Genomic DNA, 13,491 nt, shown 5'->3' on the forward strand with positions numbered 1-13,491 from the left:
TCTCACCCAGTTCAATCCGGCCGCAACCGCGCTTCAATGAATCGATTCATTGGGCGGAAAATTCGCGGCCAATAGCGTCTGAATCGGTTTCGGCAAGCCGATATCCCGCGCAGCCAGCAAACGGTTTACCTCGAACCAAGCCCCATCGTCGGCTAAACCGACCGAGTCTGCCTTGGTGGTTTTCCGGACGGATGCCCGCAATTCAAAATGCGTAAAGCGGTGGGCGAACTGCGCCCAAGGCACGGCAGCGGTTGCGTTCGCGCAGACAGGCGATATGGATTCCCCTGCTGCAGGCAAACCATGATCGGCGCTCACCCGACACTCCGGTAGGCACCACAATCCGCCCCATAGACCAACGGACGGACGGCGGGTCAGCCAGATCCGCTCGTCGGCATCAAACAAGGCCAGAAAAGTGGTCGTGCGCACCGGCAATGATCGACGAACACGGCGTGCCGGCAATTCATCGACCCGCCCTTCCTGCCAGGCGACACAGTCGGCAGACACCGGACAATCACTACATTGCGGCTGACTGCGCGTACACAGCGTCGCCCCCAGATCCATGATGGCCTGGGTGTAATCGGCACTGCGGTAGGCCGGGGTATAGGCTCGGGCGCAATCGTATAGCCGATGGATGGTCGCGGCCTGCTCGATCGGCGTGTCAATTCCGGCATGACGCGCCATCACCCGTTTGACATTGCCATCGAGAATCGTCGCCGGCTCATCAAAAGCCTGCGCCATGATTGCCGCCGCCGTCGAAGCCCCCACGCCCGGCAGCGCCAACCAGCAGGCTAGGGTATCGGGAATCCCCTGCGCCACCATCACCCGGGCGGCCGCATGCAGATGCCGCGCACGCGCGTAGTAGCCCAAACCCGCCCACTGGGCGAGCACCGCATCCAGCGGTGCCGCCGCCAGCGCCTCCAGTGTTGGGAAGCGTGCCATGAAGCGTTCGAAATAGGCTTTAACGGTGTTAACCTGGGTTTGCTGCAGCATGATTTCCGAAACCCACACCCGATACGGTGTCCGCGGGTTTTGCCAGGGCAGATCGTGCCGGCCATGCGCATCGAACCAGCGCAGCAGCCGATCCGCGAACGCGGGTGACGCCGTCACAACCCCAGCCCTTTCAGCAGATTTTGCACCGGCGCCGCACCCGGCCCCAAGCGTTTGTCGAGTTCCTGATTCACCCGGTTTTCCAGACGCTGCTTGGCCTGATCTTTCATGACCGCAGCCATATCAATGCCAAATTTGGGCTGGGCGAATGTTCCGGTGATCTTGATCGGCACCGTCAATTGCCGGAGTTTGTCGAGCGCCTTGCCGCCTTGGCCGGTTGCGGTGTTGACCACCACCACATTCAAGAGATAGTCCAACACCTGCCGGGGCAGATCGACCGAACCTTTGCCCGCCACCCGCAGCAGCGGCGAGGCGCCCGTCAAATCCTCATTACGAACAATTCCCCGAGCGATCTGCACAGTGCCACCAAGGTTGGAAAAATCCGTCGATTGCTCGGCCGGAACCGGCGCCGTCTCCCCCTGCAGACGCGCTTGCGCCGCACGGAGCATGTACCCGAGATCGACCCCTTTGACTTTGCCGTTTGCCAATGAAAAACGGCCATTCCCGCCCAGATTTTCTAGCAGCTGCCCGACCGTGCCACCCTGACTCGTGAGCGCGGCGCTGACATCCCCCGTGCCCATCAGGCGATCTTCATGCATCACGGCCTTCAAGGCCGGCTGCAACGCAATGTGGTTGGCCGTCACATTCAATTGATAGGCCGGCTGCGCCGCGCGAACATCCAGCGCCCCAGCAGTTTTCACCGCGCCGTCGAAGGCGTTGAAATCCAGCTGCGTGACCCGCAGCAGGCCGTTCGCTGTCTGCGCCGCCAGCACAAATTGCCCCAGCGTGACATCGCGCAAAGCCACCTTATCCAACGCCAACCGCGCATCCAGATTCAGTCGGCGCAAGGGCTCGACCGGCAACGGGATGGGTGTCTGATTCACGGCCACCGGCGAAATCGACGATTCCCGGGCACCCTCGGCACCGGCGGACTTATCCGGCGTCTTGTTCTCGGAGGACGAAGGCGGCGGCAGATAGGGAGACAAATTCCATGCCCCGCCCGCCAACCGAGCCCACAATTTTCCTGTGGCCAAATCGGCCACGCCGATTTGCCCGGTCAGGGTTTGGCCATCCAGCGAGAACTGGAGCTGATTCAGCATGGCCTGCTGGGGCGTGATGGCGACTTGTCCCGTCAGTGCGCATTCGGTCAGCGCCTTGTCCGAGGCCATCGACGGCACACGATACTTCCAGGCAACCGCCAGTTCGCGCGGGTTAAATGGCGCGACCGTCACCGGGCCATCCACATGCAGCGCGCCACCGAACCCGGTCATCGTCAGCGAAGTCGTCACCGACAGCGGCGAGGAACGGATCTGCCAATTGCTCAATGAAGCCTTACCTGCGGGCCAATCGACCAGGGCAGCGCCCTGCGCGGCCAGATTGATTTCTCCCGTGTGGGTTGCCAGCCCCTGAATGACGCCATTGACTTTTAAACCACGGGCAATGTACTGCCCCCCGCCCCAGTCAGCCTGCACCTCACCGCTGAGCTGAGCACTGACCCGCGTCAAACCGAACCCGCGCTCAAAACTGGCATCCAGGGTAAATTGCGGCACGCGAGCCAAGGTCTTCAGCCAGTCCACCGTCATCGACGGGCTTTGCCATTGCAGTTGTACAACCCGAGGCAGCTGCGCCGGATAGGCACCGCCCACCTGATTCAAGGCCGCATCCACCGAGACTTGATCCGCCCGCAGTTCAGCCCCGCCGGGCAGGGAAACCTGCGCGGACAGGCGCACCGAACCGCCCAATTCCCCCAATTTCGCCGCCACCAGACGATAGTCCGCCTGCAACGATACGGGCGTCACCGCCCCCGGAGCCAACGCACCGACCATCGCATCCAAGGATGAAATCGCCACCTGCTGCCCGGTCGCCGCATCCTGCCAATCCAGCGTCGCATGACGAATCTCGACCCCACCCACCGTCAACGCCAGTGCAGAAGGAGCCGACGGCGATGCGGCTGCCGTTACCGGGGGCGCCTTCGATGCGGGGCGTGCCAGCAAATCCGCCCAGTTCGTCACACCCGCGCGATTTCTGGCCAGATGGATCACCGCCCCATCGAGCACCAGTTTGCCCACGACAAACTGCCCCTTCAGCAGTGGCCAGAACGCCGCCTTGGCTTCGATCGTTTTCGCCTCAACCATCTGATCGGGAGAAAACCCCGGCGCGTTGCTCATCGCAACCGATTCCAACCGCACCCCCAACCAGGGGAAAACGCTCACATGAATCGGGCCATTGAACTGCACGATCCGGCCGGTTTTTTCCTGCACCAGCGCGGCAATCTGCTGTTTGTAATCATTTGGATTGACCGTCGCAAGAAACACCCCGGCGGCGATCACCAACAAAACCAGTAACAACAGCACGGCCAATAGCATGCGTTTAACCCAAATCATTGCTGCCTCCTGCTCAAAAGCCGCCTTCATTTGAGACGAAAAATGCCGCCGCCTAGCAGTCCGTTGAAAAACTGTTTTCAACGGACTGTTAAGGCAAACCATGGATGGCTTGCACGAAGATCAACCACACTAAGTGATTGGTCTTTCTAGGCTAGTTCGGACATGCGACGCGGTTCGCCGAGTTGAAAAAGGGCAGGAAAGCCCTTTTTCAACTCCCTGCTCGTGCCACGACAGAACCATCTTTAAATGCGGGCGACTTTAGCAGACAATGTCGAGCCTATCTTATACCGAGTGGCTCACCATAGCCGCCCAGCCGAATCTCCTGAGCCTATGACGGTCACCATCAAATTTTTTGCCAGCCTCCGCGAACGCTTCAATCAAGAAGAAGTGCAGCTTGCACAGACCCCAGCCACCGTAGCCGATGCTTGGCAGGCAGTTGCATCCAGCCCCCGACCGGCAAACATTCTGGCCGCAGTGAATCATGAATATGTCGGCTTCGATCATCCACTTCAGCCGGGGGATGAGGTCGCTTTCTTCCCCCCCGTAACCGGCGGTTGATCCGGCAAACTGAGGGGTTTCTCATGGACGCGCAACAGCAACAAATCCTGACCCGCCGCTTACGCTTCATTCGACGCTGGCCCGCCATCGCTGGACTCGTGGCTCTGCTCACGCTCGGGTTTTACGGCTGGGTATTCATCAAGCAGCCGCTGCTCGTCAACCCCCAGTCCGTCATTCAGCTCGTTCAGATGCCCTCACCGGATTCCGCAACGCTGACTTTGCTCGCCGTCATCGCGCCGATTCTGTTTCTCACCGTCGGGGGCTTGATCTTGCTGCTCCTGCTGTTCGTCACCCTCGGGCTGATTAACGAGGGTCGGTTGATCCGTCAAATCCTGGCGCAAACCGAGGCAACAACCGCCAAAAAAATCTGAAGGCGCGCGCAGAGGAAAAAGGGAATTTTTCCACCCAATACCAAGCGACCACTTTCGCCCCGTTCATTGCCTCACTGCAGTTTTTTTGTGATGATTCTGTCAGACAAATGCGTTAAAACGGAATCATTGATGGGCGCATCGTCTCGATCCCTCAGATCTTTTGGTCGCCTCAGCCCCCTGGTCGCATCAACTGGAGAAATGGATATGTCTCTCACCAAAAAACCCCTGAAAACCCGTCCCGTATGCAAAGTCACCTTCACCCTACCCGCCCATGCTACCCAGGGCGCAAAGCAAGTGATGCTGGTCGGTGACTTCAACGAATGGTCAGAAGATTCTCACCCATTGAAACAGGCCAAGACAGACGGCAGCTTCAGCATTACGGTGGATTTGCCCGTTGAGCAAGCTTTCCAGTTTCGCTACCTCGTGGACGGCACCCGCTGGCAGAACGACGAAGCGGCGGATGCCTACACCCCCACGCCTTTCGGCAACGAGCAGAACAGCGTGGTGCACACCTGAACTTGCATCCAGCACGCGCCGCCTGCGGACTGGTTCCGGTTGAGCTTCAAAATTCCGCTCAATAAAGGCGCGGGCTTCCTCGTGAACCCGGTCGCCGGAGGCATTGAGCCGCTGCCCCGGCTTGGTTCTTCGCTAGCTTCGTCTGACTCTTAAATTTTCCCGATTCATCAACAAGGAATGATTCCCGTATGTCCCTCCTGAACCAACTCCAAACCCGTTTCGACCAAGTTGCCGGCCTGCGCTTCATTCAGCAAGACGCCCTGGTTCTCGCCATCATCGACACCCCACTCGCCGAGGCGCGCATCGCGGTGCAAGGGGCACAACTGATCGAATGGCGCCCCAAAAGCGAACAGAAGGCGGTCGTTTGGTGCGCCGAGGCGCCCACCTATGAAACAGGAAAATCGGTTCGTGGCGGCATACCCATCTGCTGGCCCTGGTTCGGTAATCACCCGACTCTCAACATGGCGCACGGGTTTGTCCGCACCCGGGATTGGCAGCTCATCGGTGCCCAGCGCAGCACGGAAGGCATCCTCAGCCTGCACTGGCGCCTGACCGATTCGCCGGACACCCGTGCAATCTGGCCACATGCTTTCGAACTGGATGTGCTGATGCACATCGGCCAGGAATTGCGCGTGCAACTGGTCACCCACAACACCGGCAACGCCCCCCTCGGCATCACCCAGGGTCTGCATACCTATCTGCATATTGGCGACACCCGCAGCGTGATTATTCGCGGACTCGAAGGCGGCTTTTATCTCGACAAACTCAATGGGTTTGCCCGCACCCCGCAAGACGATGTCATTACCATCAGCGGGGCACTGGATCGAATTTACTTTGGCACCACCCACACCGTCGAAGTGGAGGACACCGAGTTCAATCGCGTGATTGTCGTCGCCAAAGAGGGCAGCCATTCCACCGTGGTTTGGAACCCGGACGAACAAGTGCCCGCCGGGATGCGCCCGGAAGAATCGCGGGTGATGGTGTGCGTCGAAGCCGTCAATGCCGCAGACGACACCATCAGCGTGGCGCCGGGCGAGCGCAAGATCCTGGGAACAACCCTGTCTGTACGACACATGAGCTAAGCGCTAGGGGCGCGCAGATTGAATCAGCGCGCCTCGTTTTGGGCAAGAACCGCCCAACGCGAAAACAACACAATCCATTGATTAGAAAAACCGTTTCTGGCGCACACCGCGAAACAGATGGTTTAACCCAGCATCAACCGCTGCAACCGCATCACTGCCCGATCCAGTTGCTGGGCATCAAGCGGCGACAGGTTCATGAACTCCGCGCCGAAAATCCATTCCCCCTTGGCCACGATACGCTGGTTGCGGATGATCATCTGCACGGAAAGATCCACCATCCCCTCAATGCGAATCTTCACGGGCGCGAGCTGAACCCCTTCAGCCAACCCAATCGCCTGATCAGGTCGGAGCGCCATGGCACATCCGGCGGCCGACAGATCATCAATCCGCCCCAGCCAAACCGTACTGGTCGTTGGCTGCACAAAGGCGATCGAGGCCGTAATATCTGGCGGAATCCCCACCCGGAACACGCTGCGGCGCTGCAAGCGTTCGAGCATCGCGGGGTAAGGCAATTCATAGTAGCGATCCGTCCCTTCGATCTTTTCGCGCAGCGTCTCCACATAGAACCAAGAGACCAACTGATCAATCAGTGCCTGAACGCGCACCCGAGGCGCCAGCGATAAATGACGCCGCACCAGCTCCGGCGGTTGATCGACCAGAAACCGCCGACGCTCTGGATCATTGGCCACCATACTCACCGGCGCCTGAAAGGATTCATCGCCTTCCGGGATTAACTGGAAATGTCCGCGTTGCTCAAAGTGTCGCGCGATGATCTTGTCAATCACCCGCGGCGTTTGCACGGTAATGATGTCATCAGTGGGCTGCATGGTCAGGCTTCCCGGTCGAATCGCGCATGAGATTGGCAAAAAAGAAGCGGCAGGATAACGGGCAAACCAAGACTTGGAAAGATCGTTATCGTCCACGATGCCACGCCAATTGCAGAAAATGTCGCCTCATGGGGTGGCTGGTTACTTTAGAATGCCAACCCACTCTTTCCCCCAACGAACCGGCTATCCCCTATGAGTCACGGCCTTCACACCCATGCCCCCCATGACGATGCGGTGCATCACGCGGCGCACGCCGATGAGCATGCCAGCGAACCGACAACCAAGAAGCACTCTCTCAACCAGTGGGTTGCCATTTTCACCGCCATTCTTGCCGCGCTGGGCGCGATGGTGAGTTATCAGGGCAGCAACCTCATGAACGAAGTCTTGCTCTATAAGAATGATGCCGTCCTGAAGAAAACCAAGGCGACGGATGAATGGAATTACTATCAGGCGGTCAGCACGAAATCCCATTTGATGGAAATGGCGCTGGTCTTGGCCTCACCGGAAAAGACGGCGGATTTCAAGGCCAAGATTGCCAAGTACGAGGCGCAAAAAGGCGAAATTAAAGCCCGCGCCAACAGCCTGGAGAAAGAATCGACCGAGGCCAATGAGGAAGCCGCGCGCCTCAACCGCCCGCATCATCACTTGGAAATTGCGATGATTTTCTTCCAGATCGCCATCTCGCTGGCATCCATCACGGCACTGACCGGTCGGCGCTGGCTGTTCTTTCTCGGCCTGGGCAGCGCCGCAGTAGGCATCGGCCTGTGGGGGCTCGCCTTGAGTGCCATGGCATGACGCTCACGGCACTGCGTGACTCCTGGCTCTATCAATGGCATGGTGCCAACGAAGCCCTGTTCCTGTGGTTGAACCACGCTCAATGGCCGGGTAAAGATGCACTTGCCGCAGCCGGCACCTTCATAGGCGATCATCGCTGGTTTCCGGTGTATCTCGCCGTAGCGCTGACGATTGCTTACCGAAAACCGGCTTGGATCAAACCAGATCGACTCTTGGTATTTGTTTGGTCGTATTTGCTAAGTTGGCTGATCATCGCCCAACTCAAACCAGCACTGGACTTTCCGCGCCCCTTAAGCGCGCTGGGTGAATCTTGGGTGCATGTGGTCGGGCGTCCCGAGCTTCATCACAGTTTCCCCTCAGGACACAGTACCTTCGTATTTCTGCTGCTCTTCAGCCTCAGCCCCGGTGCCGCCATGCCGATTCGATGGGGACTGATCGGGCTGGCATTCTGGGTCGCCTGGTCACGCATTGCCGTTGGCGCGCATTTTCCGGCGGATGTCCTCGGTGGCGCGCTGCTTGGGATCTTTTGTGTTATGGTGGTCACCAGCGTTCTGCATCTTGTTTGTCCACGCGACGATATTCTGCCGCCGACCCGGGATCCGCAGGAATAAACTCATTCCCTCCAGCCCGGCAAACGCGGCGGCACGCGCACCCGCGCCAATTCGGCAAACACCGGCAGCCCATGGCGGAATGGCGGAATATCTTCCCCCTGAATCAACGGGAGCAAATAGCGCCGTGCCGCCTCTGTGATGCCGAATCCATCGGCGCGGATATAGTCCGCCGGCACCGACAGTTCGACATCCGCCACGGAATCCAGCGCCACCGGCTTGAGCGTCCACAAATAGGGTTCGTCGCTCGTGCGCTCGATGGCGACCATCACATCCGTCATGCCCTCCATGGCGTAACGCACGGCGGCGGCGCCACAGGCGTACGCTTGTTCAACATCGACCCGCGAGGCGAGATGACGCGCCGAGCGCTGAAAATAATCCGATACCGCCCAATGGGTTTTCAATCCCAATGCGCGCGTTAATTGCGCCAGTTGTGGCGCCATGCCGCCCAACTGTTCATGACCAAAAATTTCACTGACCGCCGCCTGCGCGCAAAAGGACTGATCTTCACACAACAATCCTTCCGCCACGACCACAACAGCATAGCCATGTCGTTCAACGACCCGCTTCAAAGCCGTCACAAAGGCATTGCGGTCAAACCGGATCTCAGGCAGCAAGATCAACAGCGGGCTGTCATCCGATGAAAAGGCCAACCCCGCCACGGCCGCCAGCCAGCCGGCATGGCGACCCATCACTTCCGTAATGAACACCTTGGTCGAACTGCCGGACATGGACGCAAGATCCAGCGCCGCTTCGCGCACACTGGTCACAATATATTTTGCGGCCGAACCAAACCCTGGACTGGTATCGGTGTGGGGCAGATCGTTGTCAATGGTTTTCGGCACACCAATCACGGTCAAGGGCTCGCCCATCGAACGGGCATAGCGGGCGAGATTGGCCGCGGTCAGCATCGATCCGCCGCCGCCGTTATAGACAAAGGTGCCAATGTCATGCGCGCGCAATACCGCAAGCACCCGATCATACTGCGCCCGCTGATGCTGGGGATCCCCCAAATCCGCACGACACGAACCAAACGCACCGCCCGGAGTATGCCGCAACGCGGCGATTTCCGAGGCCGATTCCTGCGAGAGATCCAGCAGCGACTCCCGCAGCACGCCGAGAATCCCCTCCTCGGCGGCGAACACGCGGGCAAAGGCATCCGGATGCCGGCGCGCGGTCTCAATCACCCCGCAGGCACTGGCATTGATTACGGCCGTCACCCCGCCGGATTGGGCGTACAACAAATTCCGCGCCATCCTCATCACCCCCTAACTCCTTGAGCAAACGAGCGCCGCAATTGTGACGGCTATCATGAATCGTTATGATGCAGGGCAGTTTTTACCGCCTCATGGCAATTCCCTCGTTATTTTAAGGAGTTTCGAATGCAAATCGGCACCAGTCTGACCCACTGCCTGATCGAACGCCAACGCGACCACGCCGGCGCCACAGGTGAATTCACCCTGTTGATGAACGACATCGTCAGCGCCTGCAAGGTGATCGCCAGCCAAGTCAAAAAGGGCAACCTGATTGGCATTTTGGGCTCCGCAGAAACCGAGAATGTGCAAGGCGAAACCCAGAAGAAACTCGACATCATCTCCAACGATGTCTTCACGCATACGCTGATGTACGGCGGACAGGTGGCTGCGCTGGCCTCCGAAGAAATGGACGAGGTGTATCACCTGCCCACCCAACTGCAACGCGGCAAATATCTCTGCGTCTATGATCCGCTGGATGGCTCCTCCAATATCGATGTGAATGTGACTGTCGGCACGATCTTTTCTGTCTTGCGCGCACCGGAAGGGGTAGAAAACCCCAGCGAGAAAGACTTCCTGCAGGCGGGCACGGAACAAGTCGCGGCCGGCTACTGCATTTATGGTCCTTCGACCATCATGGTACTCACCACCGGCCACGGCGTGCACGGCTTTACTCTCGACCAGGACATCGGTGAGTTCAAACTGACCCACCCGAACATCACCATCCCGGAAGACACCAAAGAATTCGCCATCAACATGTCGAACCAGCGTTTCTGGGATGCCCCGGTCAAACGCTACATCGACGAATGCCTGGCCGGGAAAGAAGGTCCGCGCGGTAAAGATTTCAATATGCGCTGGGTAGCCTCCATGGTGGCCGAAGTGCACCGGATTCTCACCCGGGGCGGTATCTTCATGTACCCCATCGACAGCAAAATCCGCGACAAAGGCGGCAAACTGCGTTTGATGTACGAAGCAAACCCCATGGCCATGATCGTGGAACAAGCCGGCGGCCTCGCCATCACCGGCCCGGATCGCATCATGACGATCAAACCGAGCAAGTTACACCAGCGCGTACCCGTCATTTTGGGCTCGAAAAATGAAGTCCAGGTGGTATGGGATTACCATAAAGGCTGATTCAGGCGCCGGCGCCCGCCGGCCACTCGTGATCCGCCAGTAAAAAGCCCCGAATTGTTCGGGGCTTTTTTATCGCTGGACGAGACCTAACCCGCCCAAGGGACGGACGACTTACTGGGTCGCCGCGACCTTCCCACCCCCAGGGCAGGTTGTCATTTCACCGCCCACCTTGCCAGTGAGCAACAGGAAATCGCCGAACGGCCCCATCACATTTGCCGCTTCCATCTTCGGACCGGAAAACTGCAACTTGCCGGACATCATCGCACCCATGGCACCGCAGCCCCAGGAGCCTTTGCCCATGCAGGACCAGTCCGCATCCGTCGCGTGCATCAAATAATCGACATCGGGATTCAGCTTGGCAGTCTGAACAGCGCCGCCATACACACACAGCGCTTTGCCATCCTTCGGCGCGATGTGCAGCTCGATCCGGCTTGCCGCACCGCAGCCATCACGGTACATCTGCAATACCTTGAAACCTTTGCCGCCGTTATTCGATACCCAGCCACCCTGCCCACCCAAATCGGTCGTCAGCGTCGCATTCTGGTTCCAGGCCGCACAGGCCTGTTTGGCCCAGGCATCGTCCATAAAACTTTCAGCCTGCGCCGACAGAGCTGTCACACCCAAGGCAAAAGAGGTCGCAGTAAACAGCGTGTGACGCAACAGGGTTCGGTACAAAGATTTCATCAAGCGGTTCTCCTGGTGGTATTTTTTTTGATGCCGCAACCAGGATCAGCACACCGCAAGATTCTGCTTTTTGCGGCGCCCTCGCCAATCCTTGGCCAAGCGGTGAGCATAGATTGACGAATCTCTCCGTCACGCACCACCAGAAATTTTTTTCAGACAATAAACTTCAGGCACGCACGGCTAAACCCTGTAAAGATTTTCTTTGAAAATCAGTTATCAATAAAAGTATTGATAGTTTATAGAAAATTGATATAAATACCATATCCCTCTACTCGCCGGAGCCCTTCATGCCGCAACATCACCTCGGCTCGCAGTTTTCCCCCCTGTACTTCCTCGCCGCACTCGGTGCCGGCGGGCTTTCTGTCTCTCTTTTCATTTATCTGATGTTTTTAGTGCCGCATCCCGATACCCCTTTGGTGACTTTTCATCACCTTGCGGCGTTTCTCTCTCAACAGGCTTGGTGGCAAAACCTCCTGGTCGGCGCAGCACTCATGGGGATTGCCTGGTTTGCCTTTTGGCACTTTCAGCTTCTATGGTGGAATCTGCGGGAATTTCGGCACTTCCGGAACACCGACACCTACCAAACCCTGCTTAACAGCAATGCAGAAATCAGCCTGATGGCAATTCCCCTCACCCTGGCCATGTCTGTAAATGTGTTATTCGTGCTAGGTGCGCTCTTCATCCCGCATCTGTGGCAGGTGGTCGAATGGCTGTTCCCTTTGGCCATTGCCGCTTTTCTGGCGATCGGGATTGCCGCTCTGCGTATTCTGCTGCGTTACTTTGCCCGCATCCTGATTGGCGGAAGCGTGGACTTCACCAATAACAACAGCCTGTCTCCGATGATTTCCCTATTCGCGCTCTCGATGATCGCGGTCGGCCTGGCGGCACCGGCGGCCATGTCGCAAAACACCGCCACCATTGCGGTCGCAATTGCGCTCTCCCTGTTCTTTTTCACCACCACGGGCTTGTTGCTGCTGATTAAGCTCATCAACGGGTTTGGCTCGATGATGGCGAGCGGCATTCGCGAATCCGCCAGCCCGAGTTTGTGGATCATGATTCCCATTCTCACCCTGCTGGGGATCACCACCATTCGGCTGACACATGGCTTGCACCACGGATTCGATAACCCATTGAATGCCGGATCGCTCTTCGTATTGAGCACCAGCATTTTATCGGCGCAAATCCTGTTTGGCTTGCTGGGCTACATCGTCATGCAACGGTTGGGGTATTTCCACCATTATCTGCGCGGCGAAATCAAAGATGCCGGCAGCTTCGCGTTGATCTGCCCCGGGGTTGCACTATTCGTCTTTGGGATGTTTTTCATTCATGTCGGCCTGGTTCACAGCCATGTCATCGATAACGGCTCAGTCGCGTATTTCACCTTGATGTTGCCGTTTATCTTGATTCAGTTGAAAACCTTTCAAACATTCTTTCAGCTGAGAAAACGCCTGCTGATCCAACCCGCCGCCTGATCCCGGCATCATGGAACAAGAAGCTCAAGGGGTTCCGGCAGCACCGCCGGACATCTTGTCCTGATATTTTTGCTGTAGGCCAAGCACCCGCACGACATAGTTCTGCGTTTCATCGTACGGTGGCACGCCATCATATTTCTGCACTGCCCCCTCACCCGCATTGTAGGCCGCCACCGCCAGGCGCCGATCGCCGTGAAACAGATCCAGCAGAAAAGCCAGATAAGCTACGCCCCCTGCGATGTTCTGCTGCGGGTTAAACCGATCCGCCACACCAAACCGGGCGGCGGTTTGTGGCATCAATTGCATCAACCCCCCCGCCCCCGCAGACGAAACCGCATTCGGATTAAACGCGCTTTCAGCGTGCATCACCGCGCGAACCAAAGTCGGATCAACCCCATACTGGCGCGCGTAATAATTGATTTCATCATCGTAGGTGTGCACATCCAACCTGGGCACCAGCTGGAATCCGTCACGCCACGCCTTGGGCTTGGTCCAAGCGCTCTTCTGGAATAAGGTATAACCCGAGTTCTTTTTCGGCACGACATTGGTCAAATGCGCCACGCCATTGGCATCCCGCATGACATACACATCGGCGTGTGCAGAAAAAAAACCTGCACAGCCCACACAGATCAACCATGATTGAACCCAGCCACGGCGCCACATCATCCGTTTCGTCTCCTTACCCACCCCTGCCCAGCCT

Annotated in this window: 14 protein-coding genes; 8 read left to right on the top strand and 6 right to left on the bottom strand. The window is 58.0% G+C overall.

What is annotated here, in order from left to right:
• Positions 1 to 33: 33 nt before the first annotated feature.
• Positions 34 to 1,107 (bottom strand): A/G-specific adenine glycosylase, encoded by a 1,074-nt coding sequence (gene mutY / locus VOI35_RS07905; protein WP_407275518.1) that lies wholly within the window; start codon positions 1,105 to 1,107, stop codon positions 34 to 36.
• Entirely contained in the window at positions 1,104 to 3,491 is a 2,388-nt protein-coding gene (locus tag VOI35_RS07910; protein WP_407275519.1) for an AsmA family protein, read from the bottom strand. Before VOI35_RS07910 ends, mutY begins: the two co-directional genes overlap by 4 nt.
• A gap of 330 nt (positions 3,492 to 3,821) precedes the next feature.
• On the opposite strand from VOI35_RS07910, the gene moaD reads away from it, so the two are divergent.
• From moaD to VOI35_RS07930, 4 genes are all read left to right on the top strand, one after another.
• On the top strand, positions 3,822 to 4,049 hold the full coding sequence (gene moaD / locus VOI35_RS07915; RefSeq protein WP_407275520.1) for a molybdopterin converting factor subunit 1: 228 nt from the start codon (positions 3,822 to 3,824) through the stop codon (positions 4,047 to 4,049).
• Between the two features lie 23 nt (positions 4,050 to 4,072).
• Positions 4,073 to 4,420 carry a hypothetical protein gene (locus tag VOI35_RS07920; protein WP_407275521.1) on the top strand — a complete coding sequence of 116 codons (348 nt, stop codon included), beginning with the start codon at positions 4,073 to 4,075 and terminating at the stop codon, positions 4,418 to 4,420.
• 204 nt (positions 4,421 to 4,624) lie between these two features.
• Positions 4,625 to 4,936: an isoamylase early set domain-containing protein gene (locus VOI35_RS07925; protein WP_407275522.1), complete on the top strand. Its 312-nt coding sequence runs from the start codon at positions 4,625 to 4,627 to the stop codon at positions 4,934 to 4,936.
• A 188-nt stretch (positions 4,937 to 5,124) separates the two neighbouring features.
• A complete protein-coding gene (locus tag VOI35_RS07930) occupies positions 5,125 to 6,018 on the top strand; it encodes a D-hexose-6-phosphate mutarotase (protein ID WP_407275523.1) in 894 nt (297 codons plus the stop codon).
• A gap of 122 nt (positions 6,019 to 6,140) precedes the next feature.
• Here VOI35_RS07930 and VOI35_RS07935 read toward each other — a convergent pair whose 3' ends face one another.
• Positions 6,141 to 6,845, bottom strand: coding sequence for a flagellar brake protein (locus VOI35_RS07935; RefSeq protein ID WP_407275524.1), 705 nt, complete (start codon positions 6,843 to 6,845; stop codon positions 6,141 to 6,143).
• A 192-nt stretch (positions 6,846 to 7,037) separates the two neighbouring features.
• On the opposite strand from VOI35_RS07935, the gene VOI35_RS07940 reads away from it, so the two are divergent.
• A complete protein-coding gene (locus VOI35_RS07940) occupies positions 7,038 to 7,640 on the top strand; it encodes a DUF4337 domain-containing protein (RefSeq protein ID WP_407275525.1) in 603 nt (200 codons plus the stop codon).
• Positions 7,637 to 8,251, top strand: coding sequence for a phosphatase PAP2 family protein (locus VOI35_RS07945; RefSeq protein ID WP_407275526.1), 615 nt, complete (start codon positions 7,637 to 7,639; stop codon positions 8,249 to 8,251). Before VOI35_RS07940 ends, VOI35_RS07945 begins: the two co-directional genes overlap by 4 nt.
• Positions 8,252 to 8,253: 2 nt before the next feature.
• Here the strand turns inward: VOI35_RS07945 and VOI35_RS07950 are convergent, their stop codons facing one another.
• Complete coding sequence (locus VOI35_RS07950) at positions 8,254 to 9,504, bottom strand: 6-phosphofructokinase (RefSeq protein WP_407275527.1); 1,251 nt, start codon at positions 9,502 to 9,504, stop codon at positions 8,254 to 8,256.
• A 126-nt stretch (positions 9,505 to 9,630) separates the two neighbouring features.
• On the opposite strand from VOI35_RS07950, the gene VOI35_RS07955 reads away from it, so the two are divergent.
• Complete coding sequence (locus VOI35_RS07955) at positions 9,631 to 10,635, top strand: class 1 fructose-bisphosphatase (RefSeq protein ID WP_407275528.1); 1,005 nt, start codon at positions 9,631 to 9,633, stop codon at positions 10,633 to 10,635.
• Between the two features lie 111 nt (positions 10,636 to 10,746).
• On the opposite strand, the gene VOI35_RS07960 is transcribed toward VOI35_RS07955, so the two are convergent.
• The gene (locus VOI35_RS07960) at positions 10,747 to 11,319 is read right to left on the bottom strand and encodes a sterol-binding protein (protein ID WP_407275529.1); all 573 of its coding nucleotides are present in this window, start codon (positions 11,317 to 11,319) and stop codon (positions 10,747 to 10,749) included.
• A gap of 287 nt (positions 11,320 to 11,606) precedes the next feature.
• Here VOI35_RS07960 and VOI35_RS07965 point away from each other — a divergent pair, with 287 nt between their 5' ends.
• Complete coding sequence (locus VOI35_RS07965) at positions 11,607 to 12,791, top strand: TsoY family (seleno)protein (protein ID WP_407275530.1); 1,185 nt, start codon at positions 11,607 to 11,609, stop codon at positions 12,789 to 12,791.
• A gap of 24 nt (positions 12,792 to 12,815) precedes the next feature.
• Here VOI35_RS07965 and VOI35_RS07970 read toward each other — a convergent pair whose 3' ends face one another.
• A complete protein-coding gene (locus tag VOI35_RS07970) occupies positions 12,816 to 13,457 on the bottom strand; it encodes a lytic transglycosylase domain-containing protein (protein ID WP_407275531.1) in 642 nt (213 codons plus the stop codon).
• Positions 13,458 to 13,491: the final 34 nt, after the last annotated feature.

The organism is Halothiobacillus sp. DCM-1 (genome assembly GCF_045689735.1).
Lineage (GTDB): Bacteria > Pseudomonadota > Gammaproteobacteria > Halothiobacillales > Halothiobacillaceae > Halothiobacillus.